This is a genomic window from Phyllobacterium zundukense (assembly GCF_025452195.1).
GTDB classification, from domain to species: domain Bacteria; phylum Pseudomonadota; class Alphaproteobacteria; order Rhizobiales; family Rhizobiaceae; genus Phyllobacterium; species Phyllobacterium zundukense_A.
This window is the reverse complement of the sequence record NZ_CP104973.1, coordinates 1,031,913-1,050,744: the sequence shown is the minus strand read 5'-3', so window position 1 is coordinate 1,050,744 and position 18,832 is coordinate 1,031,913. Positions and strand designations below refer to the sequence as shown.

Sequence of the window (18,832 nt, the reverse complement as noted above, 5' to 3'; positions counted from 1 at the left end):
CAAGTTTTGCCTATTGAGAGCCGTTCTGCCGGAGGGAATGTGGTTCAAGGTCGAGGGATTTGGCGAGGCCGATGTTTATCCATCGGACGAAGCCAAAGCCCGAAGGATTTGAAGCACATTCACCCGGCCCTTCGGGTTTCCGGCTGGCGGACACCCACTTTGTCAGGCGGCTTCGTCCGATGGAAAAACATCGGCCTCGCCACCTTCCTAGTGAATTGTCTCGCCATCCGAGAAACAGAACTGGTTCTCCATAGGCAAAATTTGCTCTTGCTGCGACGGAGGATAAGCGGGATGTCACGACCCTTGGGAAAAAAACTGGCCGAAAAGTTCGGCGAGGAGATCCGGTTCTTCAAGGGATGGATGCATGGCCCCAAGGCCGTGGGCTCGATCCTGCCGACAAGTTCCATTACCGCGCGCCGCATGGCCAGTGTCGTCAACCCGCACTCGGGCCTTCCCGTGCTTGAGCTGGGGCCGGGCACCGGCGTTATCACCCGCGCAATTCTCGATCGCGGTGTTGCTCCGTCCAAACTCTACAGCGTCGAATATTCAGCGGATTTTGCCGAGCATTTGCGCGAGGATTTTCCCGGCGTGAATATCATCGAGGGCGATGCCTTCGACCTGGACGTGACCCTTGGCGACAAACGCGAGCAGAAATTCGATTCGGTCGTTTCAGCCGTACCGCTTTTGAATTTCCCCGTCGGTGACCGCGTCAAGATCATCGAAGATTTGCTGCGCCGTATTCCGCATGGCCGTCCGATTGTGCAGATCACCTATGGGCCGATGTCGCCGGTTCCGGCCGGGCGTGGCAATTACAAGATCGAACATCTCGATTTCATCATCCGTAATGTGCCGCCGGCGCGTTTGTGGGTCTACCGCCGGGTCGATTGATCTCCTATAGTTTCGCCGTAATCTGATAAACTCCTCAGAGGGGACTCAATGCTGCCGAAAATTCTTGTTTTCGCGGGCTCGAATCGTACGGGCGCCTTTAGTGGCCAGGTTGCGAATGTTGCAGTCAGGACGCTGGTGGAACTTGGCGCCGATGTCACACGGATTGCACTGATCGACTATCCGCTGCCGCTCATGGATCAGGATCTGGAACAGGAAAAAGGCATTCCGGAAAATGCCATGAAACTTGGCCGGCTGTTCGCCGCGCATGATGGCATTTTGATCGCATCGCCGGAATATAACTCGTCGATCCCGCCGCTTGTGAAGAATACCATCGATTGGGTCAGCCGCATCTCGAAGGACGGCGACAAGCCGCTGAAGCCCTATGCCGGAAAGGTCGTGGCGCTGTGCTCGTCTTCGGACGGCAATTTCGCAGGTGCTCGCGGCCTCTATCACCTGCGCTCCGTCATGATGAATGTTGGCACCCAGATCATTACGGAACAATGTTCGGTGCCGCGCGCCCAGGACGCATTCGCCGAGGATGGTTCGTTCAAGGATGAGCGAACTGCCAAATCGATGCAGCGCACGTGCCAATCCTTGATCGATCAAACGAGATTCGCCATTTCTCGCCGCTAGCATATTTCCTATCCGGTTGATCTGTGCGATTGAGGTTCGATCAACAAAAAGGGTGAGTTGTCATGACGGATGCGGCCTTGCGCGAGCGCCTGATCGTCGGACTTGATGTGCCGACATTGAAAGCAGCCGAACAGGCGGTCGCCGAACTTGGCGATACGGTGTCATTCTACAAGATCGGCTATCAGCTGGCATTTGCCGGCGGCCTTGGCTTTGCCAGCGAACTTGTCAGTTCGGGCAAGAAAGTCTTTCTCGACATGAAACTTCTCGACATAGACAATACCGTCGCCAAAGGCGTCGAGAACATCGTCAGGATGGGCGTTTCCATGCTCACCTTGCACGCCTACCCCAAGGCGATGAGGGCGGCCGTCGAGGCAGCCAGGGGATCGGACCTTTGTCTTCTCGGTGTAACGGTGCTGACTTCGATGGACGAGCAGGACCTGGCCGATGCAGGCTACGAGCACGATCCCCATACGCTGGTCCTCATCCGAGCCGAGCAGGCGCTTCAGGCGGGAATGGGCGGGATCGTCTGTGCGGCAACGGAAGCCGCCGCCGTCCGCAAGATCGTCGGACCGGAGCTGGCAATCGTCACACCCGGAATCCGTCCGGCCGGTGCCGACGCGGGCGATCAGAAGCGGGTGATGATACCAGCCGATGCGCTGCGCTCCGGAGCAAGCCATCTGGTGATTGGCCGGCCGATCGTCGGCGCTTCAGACCGGAAATCGGCCGCCAAGGCAATTCTTGCAGAAATGGCTGGCGTAAGTGCTGGGATGGGGTGAAGATTGGGCGACTTTGCCTGAAATTGGGACAAGAATTGTTTGATTCTGGCGCATGAACACCCGGAACTGGGGTAAGAATATCAACCTGCTGGTGTAATTTGATTGTGGAAGGTAGAGGAAATGGCCAAAGGATATTGGATCGCACGGATCGATGTCAGGGACGCGGAACGCTACAAGGACTATATTTCCACAGCCAAGCCTGCATTTGAGAAATACGGTGCCAATTTCCTGGCTCGTGGCGGCCAGTACCATGTGCTTGAAGGTCAGGCTCGTGGCCGCAACGTGGTCATCGAATTTCCCTCGGTTCAGGCCGCCCTCGATTGCTATAATTCTGTGGAATATCAAGCAGCTAAGGCAATTCGCATTACCGTTGCTGATGGAGAGATGCTGGTCGTCGAAGGCGCTTGATCGCTGGCGGGCCGTGGTTTCCAGCACGCGAAGTTGTGAACATTTATACCCGATCTTATCCCATTGTTGCATTGCAATATTGAGGAAACCGGTTACGGTCGCTGACCAGTCAAGAAATCTTTCATATTTAAGGGAGGCGTTCTTGGAACTGACTTTGCGTTGATCGATCGGAAATTGGATGTTTTATCAGCTCTATGAACTGAACCATGCCGCACTCCAACCCTATCGCGCACTCGCCGACGCCACCAAGCTGTTCTATGATAACCCCTTGAATCCATTGTCTCAAACGGTGGTCGGACGCTCGGTTACCGCCATGTGCGAGCTGTTCGAACGCACGACGCGATGCTACGGCAAACCCTCCTTCGGCTTGCCGACGACGATCGTTGACGGTGTCGAAACAGACATAAAAGAAAAAATCGTCTGGTCGAAACCATTCTGTAACGTCATCCATTTCAAGCGCGCATTGAGTGCCAAACGTCCCGCCGACCCGAAGATTCTCGTGGTGGCACCAATGTCGGGTCACTATGCGACTTTGCTTCGTGGCACGGTGGAAGCGTTGCTGCCGCATGCTGAGGTCTATATTACCGATTGGGTCGATGCGCGCACCGTGCCGCTTAGCGACGGTAAATTCGATCTCGATGATTATATCGACTATGTTATTGAAATGCTTCATGCATTGGGCGAAGATGCCCATGTCGTGGCCGTCTGTCAGCCATCCGTTCCGGTGCTTGCTGCAGTTTCCATCATGGAGACCAATGGTGACAGATTCGCTCCTTCCAGCATGACGTTGATGGGCGGGCCGATCGACACCCGCAAGAATCCGACTGCCGTCAACAAGCTGGCGGAAGAAAAGGGGATCAACTGGTTCCGCGATAACGTAATCATGTCGGTGCCGTGGCCGCATGGCGGGTTCATGCGTGATGTCTACCCGGGGTTCCTGCAGTTGTCCGGCTTCATGAGTATGAATCTCGATCGCCACATCACTGCCCACAAGGAATTCTTCATGCATCTCGTGCACGAAGATGGCGATTCCGCCGACAAGCATCGTGAATTCTATGATGAATACCTCGCGGTCATGGATTTGACCGCGGAATTCTATTTGCAGACTGTGGATACGGTATTCGTCCGCCAGGCATTGCCGAAAGGCGAAATGACTCACCGGGGCCTCCCGGTCAATCCCGCCGCTATTCGCAATGTTGCGCTACTGACAGTCGAAGGGGAGAACGACGATATCTCCGGCGTCGGCCAGACCAAGGCTGCCCAGACACTGTGCGTCAATATTCCGGACGAGATGCGTATGCATTACCTGCAACCGAAGGTTGGCCATTACGGCGTATTCAATGGCTCGCGGTTTCGCGCGGAGATTGCTCCACGCATTGTCCAGTTCGTTAATGATCACGCACAAATGAACCGCAGGACCAACGTGACTCCGATCGTCAAGCGTGCGTGACGCTAGGCCGGTGGATGTACCGGGACGACACTGACCGACGCCGCGTTATGATCGGATACCTCGGTTTATCACGGGGGCCGTCGAATTGTAAAATCGAGAAAAATCAGTGGCTTGTCTTGTTTGATCACAGCGATTTGCACCGTCGGATCGGCGGGCCATTGTGGTTTCCTTTCGGCTTATGATCTCTCATGAATATTGCGGAGTTCCGAAAATTCAAATTTTAACCATATATTAACAATGGCTGGATCGTGGCGCCATTGTGATTGACTCACGTCCCCTCCCGCCATTAACGTTTTGTTAAGGATAGCGATCGGGGCTGGAGTAAAGCATGTTCGGGGTAGCAGGGGTTGTAAAGACCATAGGTGTCGCCGCGGCGCTCTTCATGGGCATGCTTGGCGCAAACGCTTTTGCCTCCGAAGCATTCATGACCACTGGCGGTCTGACATCACAGCCAATCGGCCATTATGAATTTTGCAAGAGACTGCCGGAAGAATGCGCTATCCGCAGCCGGAATGTCATGCCTGAAAAGATGAACCATGATTTCTGGCAGTTGATCGTCAACGTCAACAGCAATGACAACCACAAGATCAAGCCGTTGACGGATATGGAAATCTACGGCGTGGAGGAATATTGGGCCTATCCCGACAAGGTGGGCGATTGCGAGGATTATGTCCTTTTGAAGCGCCGTGATCTGATGCAGTCGGGAATTTCTCCGGCCAATCTATTGATTACCGTGGTGCGCAAGCCCGATGGCGAAGGTCACGCTGTGCTGACCGTCCGCACTGACAAGGGCGACTTCGTCCTCGACAACCTTGTTGACGGCGTAAAAAACTGGTCAGAAACCCCATATACCTACCTTAAACGCCAAGCGACCAACAATTCGGGTCGCTGGGTCAGCATTGAGGCGCCCACGAATATTCTGGTTGGTTCGGTCCAATAATCGGGCGAAGCGACGTCAATCTATTCGAACTGCCAGATCGGAAGGTCTGGCAGTTTTTGTGTGTGTGTTAACGAAATCGTGTCGTGAGCTAGCTCTGCTCAAGCTGTCGACATCGTGTCCGCTCCCATCCGATATGAAATAGCTTCGGCAAGATGAATGCGCCCGACGATTTCGTGTCCGTCAAGGTCTGCAAGGGTCCGCGCAACTTTCAGCACGCGATGATAGGCACGGGCGGAGAAACGCATTTGCTCGCTCGCCTGTTGAAGCAAGGAAAGACCGGATCCATCCGGTCGTGCCACCTGTTCGATCAGAGCAACGGAGCACTGCGCGTTTGTGGTGATCGTTGGAAAACCCAATTCCTCGTAACGTCTCTTTTGGATTGCCCGGGCCCGCGCAACCCGTTCAGCGACGGATGCGCTGCTTTCAGATGAATGCGGGCGTATGAGATCGCTAGCGCTCACCGACGGGACATCAATCCTGATGTCGATACGATCCAGCAGGGGGCCAGAAATCCTTGCCTGATAATCCTGCCGGCATCGTGGGCCCCTCGCACATTGGTGACCGGGTTCCCCGGCCATGCCGCAACGGCACGGGTTCATAGCCGCGACAAGCTGGATTTGCGCCGGGTAGGAGATACGGTGATTGGCGCGCGCAATCATGCATTCGCCAGTCTCCAAAGGCTGGCGAAGGGAATCAAGGACTTGCGGCGTAAACTCGGGGAACTCATCGAGAAACAGTACGCCGCGGTGGGCCAGCGAGACTTCCCCCGGCCTTGCTCGAATGCCGCCCCCAACCATAGCTGCCATGGACGCCGAGTGATGAGGCGCGCGGAATGGCCGCCTGTCCGTCAACTTGCCGCCCATTAGTTCACCCGCGATCGAGGCGATCATCGAGACATCCAGCAGCTCACGCGGCAGCAGTGGCGGCAGAATAGAGGGCAGACGCTGCGCCAGCATGGATTTGCCGGACCCTGGCGGGCCCATCATCAAGAGGTTGTGTCCGCCCGCTGCGGCGACCTCGAGCGCGCGCCTCGCACTTTCCTGGCCTCTTATATCTGCAAGATCTGGCAGTCCTGTAGCGCTGGTCTGCATGACCGGCTCAGGACGCGACAAGACTTGTGTGCCGCGAAAATGATTAGCAAGCTGAATCAAACTGCGTGGCGCGAGGATGTCGATGTCGGAGCCGGCCCATGCGGCTTCCGGGCCGCACGATGCCGGGCATATGAGGCCTTTGTCTTGTCGGTTGGCAGCAATTGCTGCGGGCAGCACGCCCGCGACATGAGTAATAGTTCCATCAAGTGACAGTTCACCGAGCACCACATAATTCTGCAGCGCGTCGGCAGGCATGGCGCCAAGCCCTGCCATCAACCCCACGGCGATCGGCAGATCGTAATGGCTTCCCTCCTTGGGCAAATCGGCAGGCGCGAGATTCACCGTAACCTTCTTGACCGGCATTGAAAGCCCGGAGGCATGCAAGGCCGCCTGGACACGTTCCCGGCTTTCGGCGACTGCCTTGTCCGGAAGACCGACGATATGCATTCCCATTTTGCCGGGGGCAATCATCACCTGCACATCTACGGGCTGGGCTTCAATACCTTGAAAGGCAACCGTACGAACGCGGGTAACCATGAAATCTTTCTTGAAAATGCAGTCGTTTAAAAAATGAAGCATGCTGATGAACACACATCAGCACACTTCAATCCGCATGACAAGAACAATAAGGGAACAGATCGGAAGGATGAGCTACGGGCGTTTGGCTTCCACCGCATCCCAAAACAGCGCGGCAATATCGGCACCGCCAAAGCGCTTGACCTCCCGAACGCCCGTCGGAGAAGTGACATTGATCTCGGTCATATAGTCGCCGATCACGTCAATGCCCACCAGAATGAAGCCGCGCTCTCGCAAGGACGGACCGATCCGAGCGCAGATTTCGCGTTCACGATCCGTGAGTTCGGTCTTTTCGGCGCGGCCGCCCACGTGCATGTTGGAGCGAGAATCGGTTTCAGATGGCACTCGGTTGATCGCGCCAACAGGCTCGCCATCGATCAGGATGATACGTTTGTCACCCGAGCGCACATCTTTCAAATAACGCTGTGCAATGAACGATTCGCGGAACATCTGGCCGAACATTTCCAGCAATGACGTCAAGTTGCGGTCGCCATCGGCCAGGTGAAATACACCTGCGCCGCCATTGCCATAAAGCGGTTTCAGAATGATATCACCGAATTCCTTGCGGAATGCCGCGATTTCCAATGGATCCTTGGTGATCAGTGTTTCCGGCATCAGATCGGGAAACTCGGTGACGAAAATCTTCTCGGGGCTGTTGCGCACCCAGGCAGGATCGTTGACGACAAGCGTCTTCGGATGGATCCGCTCCAGCATGTGCGTGGTCGTGATGTAATTCATGTCGAAGGGCGGGTCCTGGCGTAGCAGAACCACGTCCATTTCCGACAGATCGCGTGAAACCTGTTCTCCCAGCGTATAATAATCGCCTTCGATATCGCGGACGCTGAGTTCTTCAACGCGCGCAGAAACCACGCCGTCGCGCATACTGAGCCGGTCAGGGGTATAGTGGTAGAGTGCATGGCCGCGCTTTTGCGCCTCGAGGCAAAGCGCAAAAGTTGTATCGCCGGCGATCCGGATCGATTTGATATGGTCCATCTGGACCGCGACTTTGAGTGCCATGGAACGTCCCCGTGGATTAGGAGTGTTCACATGGCGATGTCACGTTCAATGATCAAGGTCAATGCCGAGACGGCATCAACATCCTGCGAGTTACAAACGGGCCATGCAGATATTGGTGTGACCAGCGCCGATAAAGCCAAGGCGGCCGGCCGCGCCTTTGGAAAGATCGAGCATGCGGCCCCTGACAAACGGGCCGCGATCGTTGATGCGTACTACGACCGTCTTGCCATTGCGCTGGTTGGTTACCTTGACCCGCGAGCCGAGCGGCAAGGTGCGATGAGCGGCGGTGAGAGCGGAGGGATTCATCCTCTCGCCAGAAGCGGTTCTGGAATGGAGAGCGTACCAGGAAGCACCGCCACAGGCCGAACCGGCACTGGCGGATACAGCGCCCAACATCAGAAAAAGGATGGATGAAATAAGCGCCGTGCGGACACTTGCGAAAGAAACCATGTGAAATTCACACTTTGAGTAGCCCGCGGCAGAATTGCCGGACTGAAGACACACGCATAAAGATTGACCCCCGGGCAAGTAGATCGTGGCGTGAGCGAGTAGCTCTCTCTATTTTGGAGAAATGTGGCCTTGAGGTGACCCGTTTTGGAAACTTTCTCGAGATCAATCGAGCATATGGTCTAAGTTACTCAAAAAACTTGTCTTAATATGACTCAAAAAGTGATGACGTATGCTTGCAGTTAAATGCGGTATGACTGCCAACGGCCGAGAATATGGCCACAATGTGATGAATTCTAACAAAGTTATTTAGCGGCGACCGCATGTTGGCGAATACGTAGAAAAATCGGTGTACCTTCGGATGTAGAAAAGCCCCGGCTCGTGAAAACCAGGGCTTTAAAAACCAGAAAATCAGCCCGGATTATACGAGCGCGGAGGCATCCAAAGCGTGGATGATACCGCGCAGTTCGGCAAGACCGCGCAGGCGACCAATTGCCGGATAACCGGGCGTCACGTCCTTGTTCAGATCGTCGAGCATGCGGTGCCCATGATCGGAGCGGAAAATAATGCTGTTGGCCCTGTCGCGCTTGTGGTCTTCGATGAGGAGTTTGCGCAACACCGCGACCATATCCACGTCGCCTTCGAGGTGAGCTGCTTCGTGGAAGCTGCGGCCATCACCCTCGCGGGTCGTCGCCCGCAGATGGGTGAAGTGAATGCGCGAAGCAAAGCGCCTGGCGATCTCGGGCAGGTCATTGTCGGCCCGCACACCAAGACTGCCTGTACAAAAGCACATGCCATTTGCAGGCGAGGGTACCGCATCGAACAGCGCCGCATAATCCACCTCGGTGGAGGCAATACGCGGCAGGCCGAAGAGCGAACGGGGCGGATCATCCGGATGCAGGGTCAGCTTGACACCCAGCTTTTCGGCGACCGGTGTCACAGCCGCCAGGAATTCAACCAGATGCTGACGCAACCGGTTCGCATCGATGCCGGAATAGGTTTCGAGCTTGTCGCGGAACGCCGGTATGGTCAGCGGTTCAGTGGTCGAGCCAGGGAGCGCGCTGGCAATATTGCGCGTAAGATCAGCGATTTCTGGTGCGCCCATGGCTTTATAAAGGTCGCTGGCAATCTCGCGGTCAGCTTCTGAGTAATCATTTTCGGCGCCCTTTCGCTGCAGGATGTGCAAATCGAATACAGCGAAGACGTTGTGGTCGAAGCGCATGGCCGTCGACCCGGTCGGCGTGACATAGTCGAGATCGGTACGGCACCAGTCGACCACAGGCATGAAGTTATAGCAGATGACCTTGATGTCGTTTGCCGCGACTGCCTCCATGCTGGCGATCCAGGCGGCAATCTCATCCTTGGCAGCACCGCCGAGGCGCTTCACCGCATCAGGAATCGGAATGCTCTCGACGACCGACCAGGTCAGCGGCGTCCGCCCTGCAGGTGTTGATTCAATCAGTGATTTGCGCTCGTGCACCTGCGCTATTGTCCACGCTTCACCGATGGGCACTTCGTGGAGCGCCGAAACGATATCGGTCGCGCCGGCCTGCCGTACATTATCGAGTGAGACACCGGCTTTTGGGCCAAACCATCGCCATGCCTGACGCATTCATTCCTCCGTCAAATTACATCGCCAATCCCTATCAGACAAATGATCCAGGATGGCTCTTTCTCAAGGTTTCAATATCGGGGATGACGGCGTTCAGATGCTGTTTCATCGCCGCACAGGCGGCGGGCACGTCATGGGCTTCAATGGCATTACGGATGATCTGATGCTCGGACAGGACATGCTCCATGCGGCCCAAACCCGGTAACGTCATGCGCCGCGCCCTATCGATCTGCACTTTCACCGGCTTGAGATAGTGCCAGATGCCGGGATGGCCGGAAATTCCGGCAATCGCTTCGTGGAAGGCCTCGTCGGCCTCGTGAAACGCGCTCGTGTTCTGACGATCAGCAAAGAAGCGCTGGCGGGCGAGGATTTCATCAAGCCATTCGACATCCTTGGCCGTTGCGACCGCCGCTGCACGCTCCACTGTTGCTCCCTCGAGCGCCTGGCGGATCACGACGGCCTCGGGGATCAGCGCAACAGGAATACGGGCAACAAATGTTCCTGATTGCGGAAAGACATCGACAAGTCCGTCTTCAACCAGGCGGATCAACGCCTCGCGCACCGGCGTGCGACTGACGCCGAACCGTTCGGTCAGGACCTTCTCGTTGAGGGCCGTTCCCGGTGTCATTTCCATCGATACGATGGCTGCGTGGAGTTCTCGGTAAATTGCGGTGGCAGTGGTCATCCGCCCGGCTGGTGCCCCGCGCGCTCCGGGGCGCGCACCGCGATTGACACCTGACGTTTGCGCCTCGGGCGGCGCTGCAATGGCTAAGCCTTTTTCTCCCTGGTTCTCTGCTGTCATTGCAGTGCTCCATTTTCCATATTCACAGATCATCCGATCTATTGAATGATGGAATTCCATTTGAATTCATAGTCCGAGACCGCCGTTATGCGACGATATCGTAAGCATAGTTTCGGTTGACATACTAATATATTATTATTTACTGTTCGCCAAGATCATCGTTATCGATGTTCACAAACGGGACGACTGCCATCATAAACTGCCATGACGACCTGGGATCCAGGGCAAGGCACACGAACGATGGTAGCAAGGACGCATAATGGCACTTCATCCTGACCGACTTTTCCCGATCGAGCCCGATGCACGAGGAATTGCCCGCCGTCTGTTCAGCGTGATCGAGAGGCTGCCGATCATCTCGCCGCATGGTCACACTGACCCCCTTTGGTATGCCAATGACGAGGCTTTTCCGGACCCGGCCAGCCTGTTCGTCAAACCAGATCACTATATTTTTCGCATGCTCTACTCGCAGGGTGTGAGGCTCGAAGATCTAGGCGTACCACGTCAGGATGGCGGGCCGGTGGAAGTTGACGGCCGCAAGATATGGCAGCTGTTTGCGAAGCACTTCTATCTGTTTCGGGGGACACCCTCCCGCCTCTGGTTCGAGCATGCTCTGGAAACGGTTTTCGGCATTGAGGAGCGGCTTGACGAGAAGAATGCAGAGGCGCTTTATGACCGGATTGCAGAGCGCCTGACGCAACCCTCCCTGCGTCCTCGGGCGCTCTACAAACAATTTGGCATCGAAGTCATATCGACGACCGATGCAGCGACTGATGAACTTGCTGCGCACTATGCGATCTTGAAGTCAGGCTGGGATGGCCGCGTCGTTCCCGCCTATCGTCCTGATGCCGTCGTAGATGCATCGCGTGCAGACTTCCTCGCCAACGTTGAGGATTTCGTTGCACTAGCAGGCACCAAGCTCGACTATGAGGGGTATCTCGAAGCGCATCGGGTGCGCCGTGCCTATTTCAAACAGCGTGGCGCCACGTCCAGCGATCACGGGCATCCGAACGCGCGTACCGCTGATCTTTCTGTCTCCGCAGCGTCAGCTTTGTTCGAACGCGTGCTGAAAGGCGCTTCGCCTGAAGACGCCGACCTCTTCCGCGCGCAAATGCTGACGGAAATGGCGCGAATGAGCGTCGAGGATGGTCTGGTCATGCAGATACATCCCGGCTCATATCGAAATCACAATCCTGCTCTTTTCGAACGGTTTGGTGCGGACAAGGGCGCCGATATTCCGCGTTCTACCGGCTATGTCGAGGAACTGAAACCTCTGCTCGATGCGTTTGGCAATGATCCTCGGCTGACGCTCATTCTGTTCACGCTCGATGAAACCAGTTACAGCCGGGAACTTGCCCCCTTGGCGGGCCATTATCCCGCCTTGCGCCTTGGCCCAGCCTGGTGGTTCCATGATAGTCCGGAAGGTATGCGCCGCTTCCGTGAACTGACCACGGAGACAGCCGGTTTCTACAATACGGTCGGCTTTAACGACGATACGCGCGCCTATTTATCCATTCCCGCGCGGCACGACATGGCCCGGCGCGTCGATTGCGCGTATCTGGCTCGGCTTGTCGCCGATCACCGGTTGAATGAGGATGAGGCGCATGAGGTTGCGCACGACCTTGCCTACGGGCTGGCGAAACAGGCCTACAAGCTTTGAAAATAGACACTACAAATGCAGGCACCGAATGACTGAAAAGCTCCGCCTCTCCGACGCGACGCTGCATCATCTGGCAACAAATGTGAAGCAACCCGGCTATGATCGAAGCAAGGTTCGCATTGGTATCGTGCATCTCGGCATTGGTGCGTTTCACAGGGCACATCAGGCCGTCTATACGGACAGCGTAATCGCCAGTGGCGACAATCGCTGGTGCATACTGGGTGTTTCGTTGCGCAGTAGCGATACGAGAGAGGCAATCGAACCGCAAGACGGACTTTATATGGTCGCATCCCGCGATGGGGACGGGGATAGCTTCCGTGTGATCGGCAGCGTCGCAAAAGTTCTGGTCGCACCCGAAAATCCGGAATCGGTACTCGCGGCAATGACAGATCCCGACGTCAGGATCGTTTCCTTGACCGTGACGGAAAAGGGGTATTGCTATTCGCCCGCCACGGTATCGCTCGACGAATCTCATGCCGATATCATCCACGACCTTGCTGATCTTGCCGCGCCGCGCTCGGCCATCGGTTTTATCGTAGAAGCGTTGGCTCGGCGCCGTGCCAATGGTACCGAGCCTTTCACGCTGTTGTCCTGCGATAACCTTCCCTCCAATGGCGAAACGCTGAAGCGCGTGGTTACACGTTTTGCCGAACTGCGCGATGCTGCGCTTGGGCGATATATTGGCGAAAACATCGCCTTTCCTTCGACCATGGTTGACCGGATTGTCCCGGCTACGACCGATGCAGATCGTACCATGACGGCCCAGGCCACTGGACTATTCGATGCATGGCCTATCATGACCGAGCCCTTCACACAGTGGGTGGTGGAAGATCATTTCCCTTCCGGCCGTCCGACATGGGAGAGATTCGGCGCAACATTCGTCGATAATGTCGATGCATTCGAACTGATGAAACTCCGGCTGTTGAATGGCAGCCACTCAACCTTGGCTTATCTCGGTTATCTCGCGGGTCATGAAACCGTCTCCGATGTGATGAAGGCGGAAGGCTTCAGTACTTTCATTGAAGCAATGATGGACGAGGAAATCACGCCGACACTTCCGCCGCTTCCAGGGTTTGATCTGGACGCCTATAAGGCTCAGCTACGCGAACGCTTTCGCAACCCGGCCCTGCGCCATCGCACGTGGCAGATCGCCATGGACGGCTCGCAGAAACTGCCGCAACGCCTGCTGAACACGATCCGGCAGCGTTTGGAGCAGAAGAAGCCTTTCGACCGTCTCGCTCTCGGCGTCGCCGGCTGGATGCGCTACGCTACGGGAGTGGACGAAAACGGCAAGCCGATCGATGTGCGCGATCCGCTCACTGACCAATTCAAACAGCGTACGACCGGGAAAATATCCTCTGACGACCTTCTGAATGCCTATCTCGGTTTTGACCAGATATTCGGTAAAGACCTTCCCGGAAACCTGGAATTTCGCCAAACCGTCGGCCGCGCTCTGGAAAAGCTTCTAGAGGATGGTGCGGCACGAACCGTTGCCGGGATGACGTCATAAGGCGCGAAAGCCCTTGCTGTCCCGATCTGATAGATTAATATATCAAATCTCATGCGCCGCGGACGGCCGAGCTTGGCAGTTCGATCTGGCTCTCCATAGATCCAGCGCGTGCGCTGGCTTTTGCGCCGGAACATTCCAGCTGTTCAGACATGTGCTGTTGCCCATGCTGCTGCCTGGTATTCTGGCGGCCTTGCTGCTGGTTCTGGTGCGTACTGTAGCGATGTTCGAGCTGACCCGCGCTGCGTTTTGTCAATCCGACGCAGATCGTAGCCCGCGCCAAACAGCAGCAGACCACCGCATAGAGTCTGTCATGCCTAAATAGAACAGTTCTATCTAGGCATGACAGACTCTAGAGCCTTACATCGTGGCGCCGATCTGCCAGGGCACGAATTCAGCATCGCCGTAGCCGAGTTCTTCGGATTTGCTGCGCTGGCCCGAGGCGATCTTCAGAATATGCTCGAAAATCTCGCGGCCCTTGTCCTTGATCGACACGCCGTCGAGCACATCGCCGCAATTGATGTCCATGTCCTCGATCATCTGGGTATACATCGGCGTATTGGTGGCAAGCTTGATCGATGGTGTCGGCTTGCAGCCATATGCCGAGCCGCGCCCTGTGGTGAAGGCGAGTATGTTGGCACCGCCCGCGACCTGTCCCGTGGCCGAGACCGGGTCATACCCGGGCGTGTCCATGAAAACGAGCCCATGCGACGTGACAGGCTCCGCATAACCGTAAACCGCTTCAAGTGGTGTCGTGCCGGATTTGGCCACGGCCCCGAGGGACTTTTCCAGGATCGTGGTCAAGCCCCCAGCCTTGTTCCCGGGTGAAGGATTATTGTTCATTTCCATTTTGTTGCGGGCGGTATAGTCCTCCCACCAGGCGATGATCGATTGCAGGCGCTCGACAGCCTCCGGGTTGGAAGCACGCTCGATGAGCAGATGCTCGGCTCCGTAAATCTCCGGTGTTTCCGAAAGGATCGCAGTGCCGCCCTGCTGCACCAGAAGATCGACGGCAGCACCGAGCGCCGGGTTGGCGGTGATGCCGGAGTAGCCGTCGGAACCGCCACACTGCAGGGCGAGCATGAGTTCTGATGCCGGAATGGTCTCACGTTTCACATTGGCGGCGGTCGGCAGCATGTCGCGTACGGCAGCAATGCCTGCCTCCATGGTCTTGCGCGTGCCACCGACTTCCTGGATCGTCAGGCTGCGGAACGTGTCACTCTCGACGATATTATAGGCTTCCTTCCAGCGGCCGATCTGGAAACCTTCACAACCCAGACCAACCATCAGCACGGCGGCGATGTTCGGGTTGGAGGCATAGCCCCACTGCGTGCGCTTGAGAACTTCGTAGCCTTCGCCCTTGACGTCGAGCGCACAGCCGCCGCCGTGCACCAGGGGAATAATGCCATCGATCATCGGATATTCGTCAAGCAGGCCGGATTTCTGGACCGCCTCTGCGATGAACCGCGCGACGGAAGCCGAACAGTTTACGGAGGTCAGTACGCCGATATAGTTGCGCGTACCCGCCCGGCCATTGGCCCGGCGGAAGCCTTCGAACGTTGCGCGCTGCTCTAACGGCAAAATGCCATTCGCAGGAATCAAGTGCGTTGCATCGGGTTCGCGAACGAAATTGCTGTAGTCGAGATTGTGTTCGTGCACCCATTCGCCGGCTTCGATCCGCTTGGAAGCGGAGCCGATGATCTGGCCGAACTTGCGCACAGGTTCACCCGCCGCAATCACGCGGGAAGCCAGCTTGTGCCCGCGTGGAACGCGGCTTGCCACGGTCACCGCCTCGATTTTTTGGCCCACCTGAAACGTATCGACAGCAACAATCACATTGTCGCTGGCGTGAAGGCGCAAGTGCCGGGGAGCGGTAAGCGTGTCCATCGAATTCTCCAACTGGTCAATTAATATATTAATTAGATCCGGCGCCAGTTGCAATGTGGCAAGATGGACCTATTACGCCATCGGAAGATCCAGCGGGGGGTATGATCAACCGCTCGCAACCGAATTACACGCGCCAGCTGAAATTCTTACGCCAGTTTCGCACATTCTTGCATGGGAATTGCTAACTCTTGTTCCATTTTCCGGCTTTCTTGCGCAAACATGGACGCGATTTGAGCCCCTGTGCCTGAAAATTTTTATCGGGAATCTGCAGTCCGTAATTATCGGTGTCGCGTGGAATTTTTTTGCCGGTGCGAGCCGTAACGTCTGGTACGGCCCCCCAAAAACAGCAGTAATCCGAAGCATAATTTAATTCAAATTTTGAAGTACATTTCCATTATATTCTGCGATACTTCGTTATGAAAAATTCATTTGCATGAAATACCAAATTTAGTTCTATATCCAAATATAGCTAAATAAATCCGTTTCTAACTGTCTCAAAATGGGGGCCATGATGGCGCTGAACAATTCCCTGCTCGACCTCCTCAATATCCACCCGGAAAACGGCCTGGACCAGATACTCACCGGCGGCGACGGACCCGACATTTTGTTCGGAGGCAGCGGCAACGACTTTATCCAGGGCAAGGCCGGCAGCGATCTGCTCTTCGGTTATGAGGGTATCGATACGCTGGCCTATGTCGGATCGTCCGAAGGTGTGATGGTTCACCTTGGCGGCCTCCACGGATCCGGTGCGCTCGGTACGTGGGGCGGGGATGCCGAAGGCGACCGGCTTGCCGTCGGTTTCGAGAATCTCGTGGGTTCCGCCTTTGACGACAAGCTCTCCGGCGACGCCGGTGACAATGTGCTTGTCGGCATGGATGGCGATGACGGTCTCTCCGGCGGTGAAGGCAATGACACGCTGGTTGGTGGTGCAGGCACCGACTGGCTCGATGGTGGAACTGGCGATGACACGCTCCTCGGCGGTGACGGCGAGGACTATCTTTATGGCCGGGACGGCGACGATACGCTCAATGGCGGAGAAGGCGAGGATCGCCTCGACGGCGGCAACGGCGATGACCACCTGCTTGGCGGTGGCGGCACGGACTGGCTCGATGGCGGCAATGGTGCCGATTATCTCGATGGCGGTGACGGCAACGATTTGCTCGATGGTAGCCGCGGCGCCGATACGCTGATTGGCGGCGCCGGTGATGACACGTTGAACGGTGGCTCCGGCGATGACCGCCTGAACGGCGGTACGGGTACCGACTACATCGCCGGCGGCCAGGGCAGCGACTGGATGGACGGTGGAGCCGGCGACGACCGGCTTGAAGGCGGGTCAGGACAGGACTGGCTCTACGGCGGCGATGGCAATGACACGCTCGATGGCGGCTCGGGCGAGGACCGGATGAACGGAGAGGCCGGCGATGACACGCTCGTTGGCGGTTCAGGTACGGACTGGCTGGATGGCGGCGCGGGTGCCGATCATCTCCTTGGTGGTTCCGGCGATGATTTCCTGCGCGGCGGAGACAACAACGATACGCTCGATGGCGGCACCGGCAACGACACGCTGAATGGTGGTGCCGGGAATGATCAACTCATTGGCGGCCCGGGATCCGATATCCTTGCGGGCGGGACCGGCGCGGACATGTTCATATTCGGTCAGGTCGAAACCGGTTTCCAAACCCAGGGCGGACACAGCGCCGTGACTTCGATCGTCGATTTCAATGCCAGCGAAGGCGACAGGATCGATCTCGGTCGGATCGATGCCGACACGGGCACCTCGGGCAATCAGGGTTTCCATTTCATCGGCGAAAGCGACTTCTCTGGCGTTGCCGGCGAATTGCGGGTTTTCCACGTTCCACAGGACCACTCGGAAGGCACGGCCATCGACCATTGGCTGGTCGAAGGCGACACGAATGGCGATGGTATCGCCGACCTGATCGCCGAGGTCTCGGGGAACGTCGAGGATGGACTGTCGGTGCATGACTTCGTGATGTGATGAATAAGGAACAACGTGGTCGATCAGGTGGGTTCAAGGCAAGGTGATTACGACTGGCGTTATGGCCTGATCGCCGGCGACCATGCAAATTGGCCCGGCGGTACGCTGGCTGATGACAATCTTCGCGGGACACCGGACGATGAATGGATCGCCGGCTATTCGGGCGGTGACACGCTGAATGGCGCTGGCGATGAAGACCGCGTGAACGGCGGCGCAGGTAGTGGCGAGTTGCTGGCCGGAGAGCCGTTGAAAGATAGCGATGGCCCGGACCATCTCATTGGGACCGCTGGCACCGACTGGATCGACGGGGCTGGAGGCAACGATCATATCTACGGCGGAAACGGCGATGACTGGCTGTATGGTGGCGACGGCAATGATGTCGTTGACGGCGGCGCGGACGACGATCGGCTTAGCGGTGGCGCTGGAGCCGACACGCTCATCGGCGGAGTCGGGACAGACTGGCTGGACGGTGGTGCCGGACCCGATCACCTGCTTGGTGGAGACGGCGACGACTGGCTTCGCGGCGGAGACAATTATGACACCCTTAACGGCGGCGCAGGCGAGGATCGCCTGAACGGCGGCTCTGGCAGCGATGTTCTCGATGGAGGCGATGACAACGACTGGCTGGACGGTGGGGACGGCTACGACAGGATAACTGGCGGTGCCGGGGACGATAAGCTAGTCGGCGGAGACGGCTGGGACACGATCGAGGGCGGTGTAGGCGACGACCTGATCATCGGCGGGCAGGGATACGATCGTCTCAGCGGAGAAGGCGGTGACGACACTTTCATTTGCAGCGGAGACGACGATGTTTTCGGTGGGGAGGGGAATGATATCTTTGTCTTCACGTCGCCTACGGAGGTCAACACATATTTGTTCGGTGTACAGACCGGCGATATCATCAACGTGCAAGCTATAGACGCAAATTTAATGATCGAGGGCGATCAGGCATTCCATTATATCGGTAGTGACGATTTTTCAGGAGTCGCCGGTGAGCTCCGGTTTGGCTTTATTCTCGGCGAATTTCACGGTGATCTCGAGGGCGATATGAATGGCGACGGGCAGGTAGACTTCTACGTTCGATTGTGGGATGTCGATCTTGACGGTACTGTGCCTTCAGCCGATCTCATCCTGTGAGCTGAAAA

Annotated in this window: 16 protein-coding genes and 1 pseudogene; 11 read left to right on the top strand and 6 right to left on the bottom strand. The window is 56.7% G+C overall.

Features of this window, described 5'->3' with window-relative positions; all coding sequences use genetic code 11:
• Positions 1-291 precede the first annotated feature (291 nt).
• From pmtA to N8E88_RS17455, 6 genes are all read left to right on the top strand, one after another.
• Entirely contained in the window at positions 292-888 is a 597-nt protein-coding gene (gene pmtA, locus N8E88_RS17480) for a phospholipid N-methyltransferase PmtA (RefSeq protein WP_262294786.1), read from the top strand.
• A 48-nt stretch (positions 889-936) separates the two neighbouring features.
• Positions 937-1,521: an NADPH-dependent FMN reductase gene (locus N8E88_RS17475; protein ID WP_262294785.1), complete on the top strand. Its 585-nt coding sequence runs from the start codon at positions 937-939 to the stop codon at positions 1,519-1,521.
• Between the two features lie 62 nt (positions 1,522-1,583).
• On the top strand, positions 1,584-2,297 hold the full coding sequence (pyrF, locus tag N8E88_RS17470; protein ID WP_262294784.1) for an orotidine-5'-phosphate decarboxylase: 714 nt from the start codon (positions 1,584-1,586) through the stop codon (positions 2,295-2,297).
• Between the two features lie 120 nt (positions 2,298-2,417).
• Positions 2,418-2,705 (top strand): DUF1330 domain-containing protein, encoded by a 288-nt coding sequence (locus tag N8E88_RS17465; RefSeq protein WP_262294783.1) that lies wholly within the window; start codon positions 2,418-2,420, stop codon positions 2,703-2,705.
• Positions 2,706-2,883: 178 nt separating this feature from the next.
• Positions 2,884-4,155 carry a polyhydroxyalkanoate depolymerase gene (locus N8E88_RS17460; RefSeq protein WP_262294782.1) on the top strand — a complete coding sequence of 424 codons (1,272 nt, stop codon included), beginning with the start codon at positions 2,884-2,886 and terminating at the stop codon, positions 4,153-4,155.
• Between the two features lie 328 nt (positions 4,156-4,483).
• Complete coding sequence (locus N8E88_RS17455) at positions 4,484-5,095, top strand: transglutaminase-like cysteine peptidase (protein WP_262294781.1); 612 nt, start codon at positions 4,484-4,486, stop codon at positions 5,093-5,095.
• Positions 5,096-5,193: 98 nt separating this feature from the next.
• Here the strand turns inward: N8E88_RS17455 and N8E88_RS17450 are convergent, their stop codons facing one another.
• The 5 genes from N8E88_RS17450 to N8E88_RS17430 form a co-directional block, all read right to left on the bottom strand.
• Entirely contained in the window at positions 5,194-6,723 is a 1,530-nt protein-coding gene (locus N8E88_RS17450; protein WP_262294780.1) for a YifB family Mg chelatase-like AAA ATPase, read from the bottom strand.
• 114 nt (positions 6,724-6,837) lie between these two features.
• Positions 6,838-7,779, bottom strand: a complete 942-nt coding sequence (gene gshB / locus N8E88_RS17445; RefSeq protein WP_262294779.1) for a glutathione synthase — start codon at positions 7,777-7,779, stop codon at positions 6,838-6,840.
• Between the two features lie 90 nt (positions 7,780-7,869).
• Positions 7,870-8,175 (bottom strand): septal ring lytic transglycosylase RlpA family protein, encoded by a 306-nt coding sequence (locus N8E88_RS17440; RefSeq protein WP_181872402.1) that lies wholly within the window; start codon positions 8,173-8,175, stop codon positions 7,870-7,872.
• A 472-nt stretch (positions 8,176-8,647) separates the two neighbouring features.
• Positions 8,648-9,838, bottom strand: coding sequence for a mannonate dehydratase (uxuA, locus tag N8E88_RS17435; protein WP_262294778.1), 1,191 nt, complete (start codon positions 9,836-9,838; stop codon positions 8,648-8,650).
• A gap of 34 nt (positions 9,839-9,872) precedes the next feature.
• Complete coding sequence (locus N8E88_RS17430; protein ID WP_315975298.1) at positions 9,873-10,640, bottom strand: GntR family transcriptional regulator; 768 nt, start codon at positions 10,638-10,640, stop codon at positions 9,873-9,875.
• Between the two features lie 259 nt (positions 10,641-10,899).
• On the opposite strand from N8E88_RS17430, the gene uxaC reads away from it, so the two are divergent.
• The 3 genes and pseudogenes from uxaC to N8E88_RS17415 form a co-directional block, all read left to right on the top strand.
• Positions 10,900-12,297, top strand: a complete 1,398-nt coding sequence (uxaC, locus tag N8E88_RS17425; protein WP_262294777.1) for a glucuronate isomerase — start codon at positions 10,900-10,902, stop codon at positions 12,295-12,297.
• Between the two features lie 28 nt (positions 12,298-12,325).
• The gene (locus tag N8E88_RS17420) at positions 12,326-13,807 is read left to right on the top strand and encodes a mannitol dehydrogenase family protein (protein WP_262294776.1); all 1,482 of its coding nucleotides are present in this window, start codon (positions 12,326-12,328) and stop codon (positions 13,805-13,807) included.
• Between the two features lie 103 nt (positions 13,808-13,910).
• Positions 13,911-14,109, top strand: a pseudogene (locus N8E88_RS17415) (ABC transporter permease); the annotation flags it as partial.
• Between the two features lie 55 nt (positions 14,110-14,164).
• Here the strand turns inward: N8E88_RS17415 and N8E88_RS17410 are convergent.
• Complete coding sequence (locus tag N8E88_RS17410) at positions 14,165-15,691, bottom strand: D-arabinonate dehydratase (protein WP_262294775.1); 1,527 nt, start codon at positions 15,689-15,691, stop codon at positions 14,165-14,167.
• A gap of 508 nt (positions 15,692-16,199) precedes the next feature.
• Here N8E88_RS17410 and N8E88_RS17405 point away from each other — a divergent pair.
• On the top strand, positions 16,200-17,687 hold the full coding sequence (locus tag N8E88_RS17405) for a calcium-binding protein (RefSeq protein ID WP_262294774.1): 1,488 nt from the start codon (positions 16,200-16,202) through the stop codon (positions 17,685-17,687).
• Positions 17,688-17,702: 15 nt separating this feature from the next.
• Positions 17,703-18,824 carry a calcium-binding protein gene (locus tag N8E88_RS17400; RefSeq protein WP_262294773.1) on the top strand — a complete coding sequence of 374 codons (1,122 nt, stop codon included), beginning with the start codon at positions 17,703-17,705 and terminating at the stop codon, positions 18,822-18,824.
• The last annotated feature ends 8 nt before the right edge of the window (positions 18,825-18,832 follow it).

Coding starts and splice junctions, on each gene's coding strand:
- pyrF (WP_262294784.1), top strand. CDS start 1,584: ATGACGGATGCGGCCTTGCGCGAGCGCCTGATCGTCGGACTTGATGTG.
- N8E88_RS17460 (WP_262294782.1), top strand. CDS start 2,884: ATGTTTTATCAGCTCTATGAACTGAACCATGCCGCACTCCAACCCTAT.
- N8E88_RS17475 (WP_262294785.1), top strand. CDS start 937: ATGCTGCCGAAAATTCTTGTTTTCGCGGGCTCGAATCGTACGGGCGCC.
- N8E88_RS17410 (WP_262294775.1), bottom strand. CDS start 15,691: ATGGACACGCTTACCGCTCCCCGGCACTTGCGCCTTCACGCCAGCGAC.
- gshB (WP_262294779.1), bottom strand. CDS start 7,779: ATGGCACTCAAAGTCGCGGTCCAGATGGACCATATCAAATCGATCCGG.
- N8E88_RS17405 (WP_262294774.1), top strand. CDS start 16,200: ATGATGGCGCTGAACAATTCCCTGCTCGACCTCCTCAATATCCACCCG.
- N8E88_RS17465 (WP_262294783.1), top strand. CDS start 2,418: ATGGCCAAAGGATATTGGATCGCACGGATCGATGTCAGGGACGCGGAA.
- N8E88_RS17455 (WP_262294781.1), top strand. CDS start 4,484: ATGTTCGGGGTAGCAGGGGTTGTAAAGACCATAGGTGTCGCCGCGGCG.
- uxaC (WP_262294777.1), top strand. CDS start 10,900: ATGGCACTTCATCCTGACCGACTTTTCCCGATCGAGCCCGATGCACGA.
- N8E88_RS17430 (WP_315975298.1), bottom strand. CDS start 10,640: ATGACAGCAGAGAACCAGGGAGAAAAAGGCTTAGCCATTGCAGCGCCG.
- pmtA (WP_262294786.1), top strand. CDS start 292: ATGTCACGACCCTTGGGAAAAAAACTGGCCGAAAAGTTCGGCGAGGAG.
- N8E88_RS17440 (WP_181872402.1), bottom strand. CDS start 8,175: ATGTTGGGCGCTGTATCCGCCAGTGCCGGTTCGGCCTGTGGCGGTGCT.
- N8E88_RS17420 (WP_262294776.1), top strand. CDS start 12,326: ATGACTGAAAAGCTCCGCCTCTCCGACGCGACGCTGCATCATCTGGCA.
- N8E88_RS17450 (WP_262294780.1), bottom strand. CDS start 6,723: ATGGTTACCCGCGTTCGTACGGTTGCCTTTCAAGGTATTGAAGCCCAG.
- uxuA (WP_262294778.1), bottom strand. CDS start 9,838: ATGCGTCAGGCATGGCGATGGTTTGGCCCAAAAGCCGGTGTCTCACTC.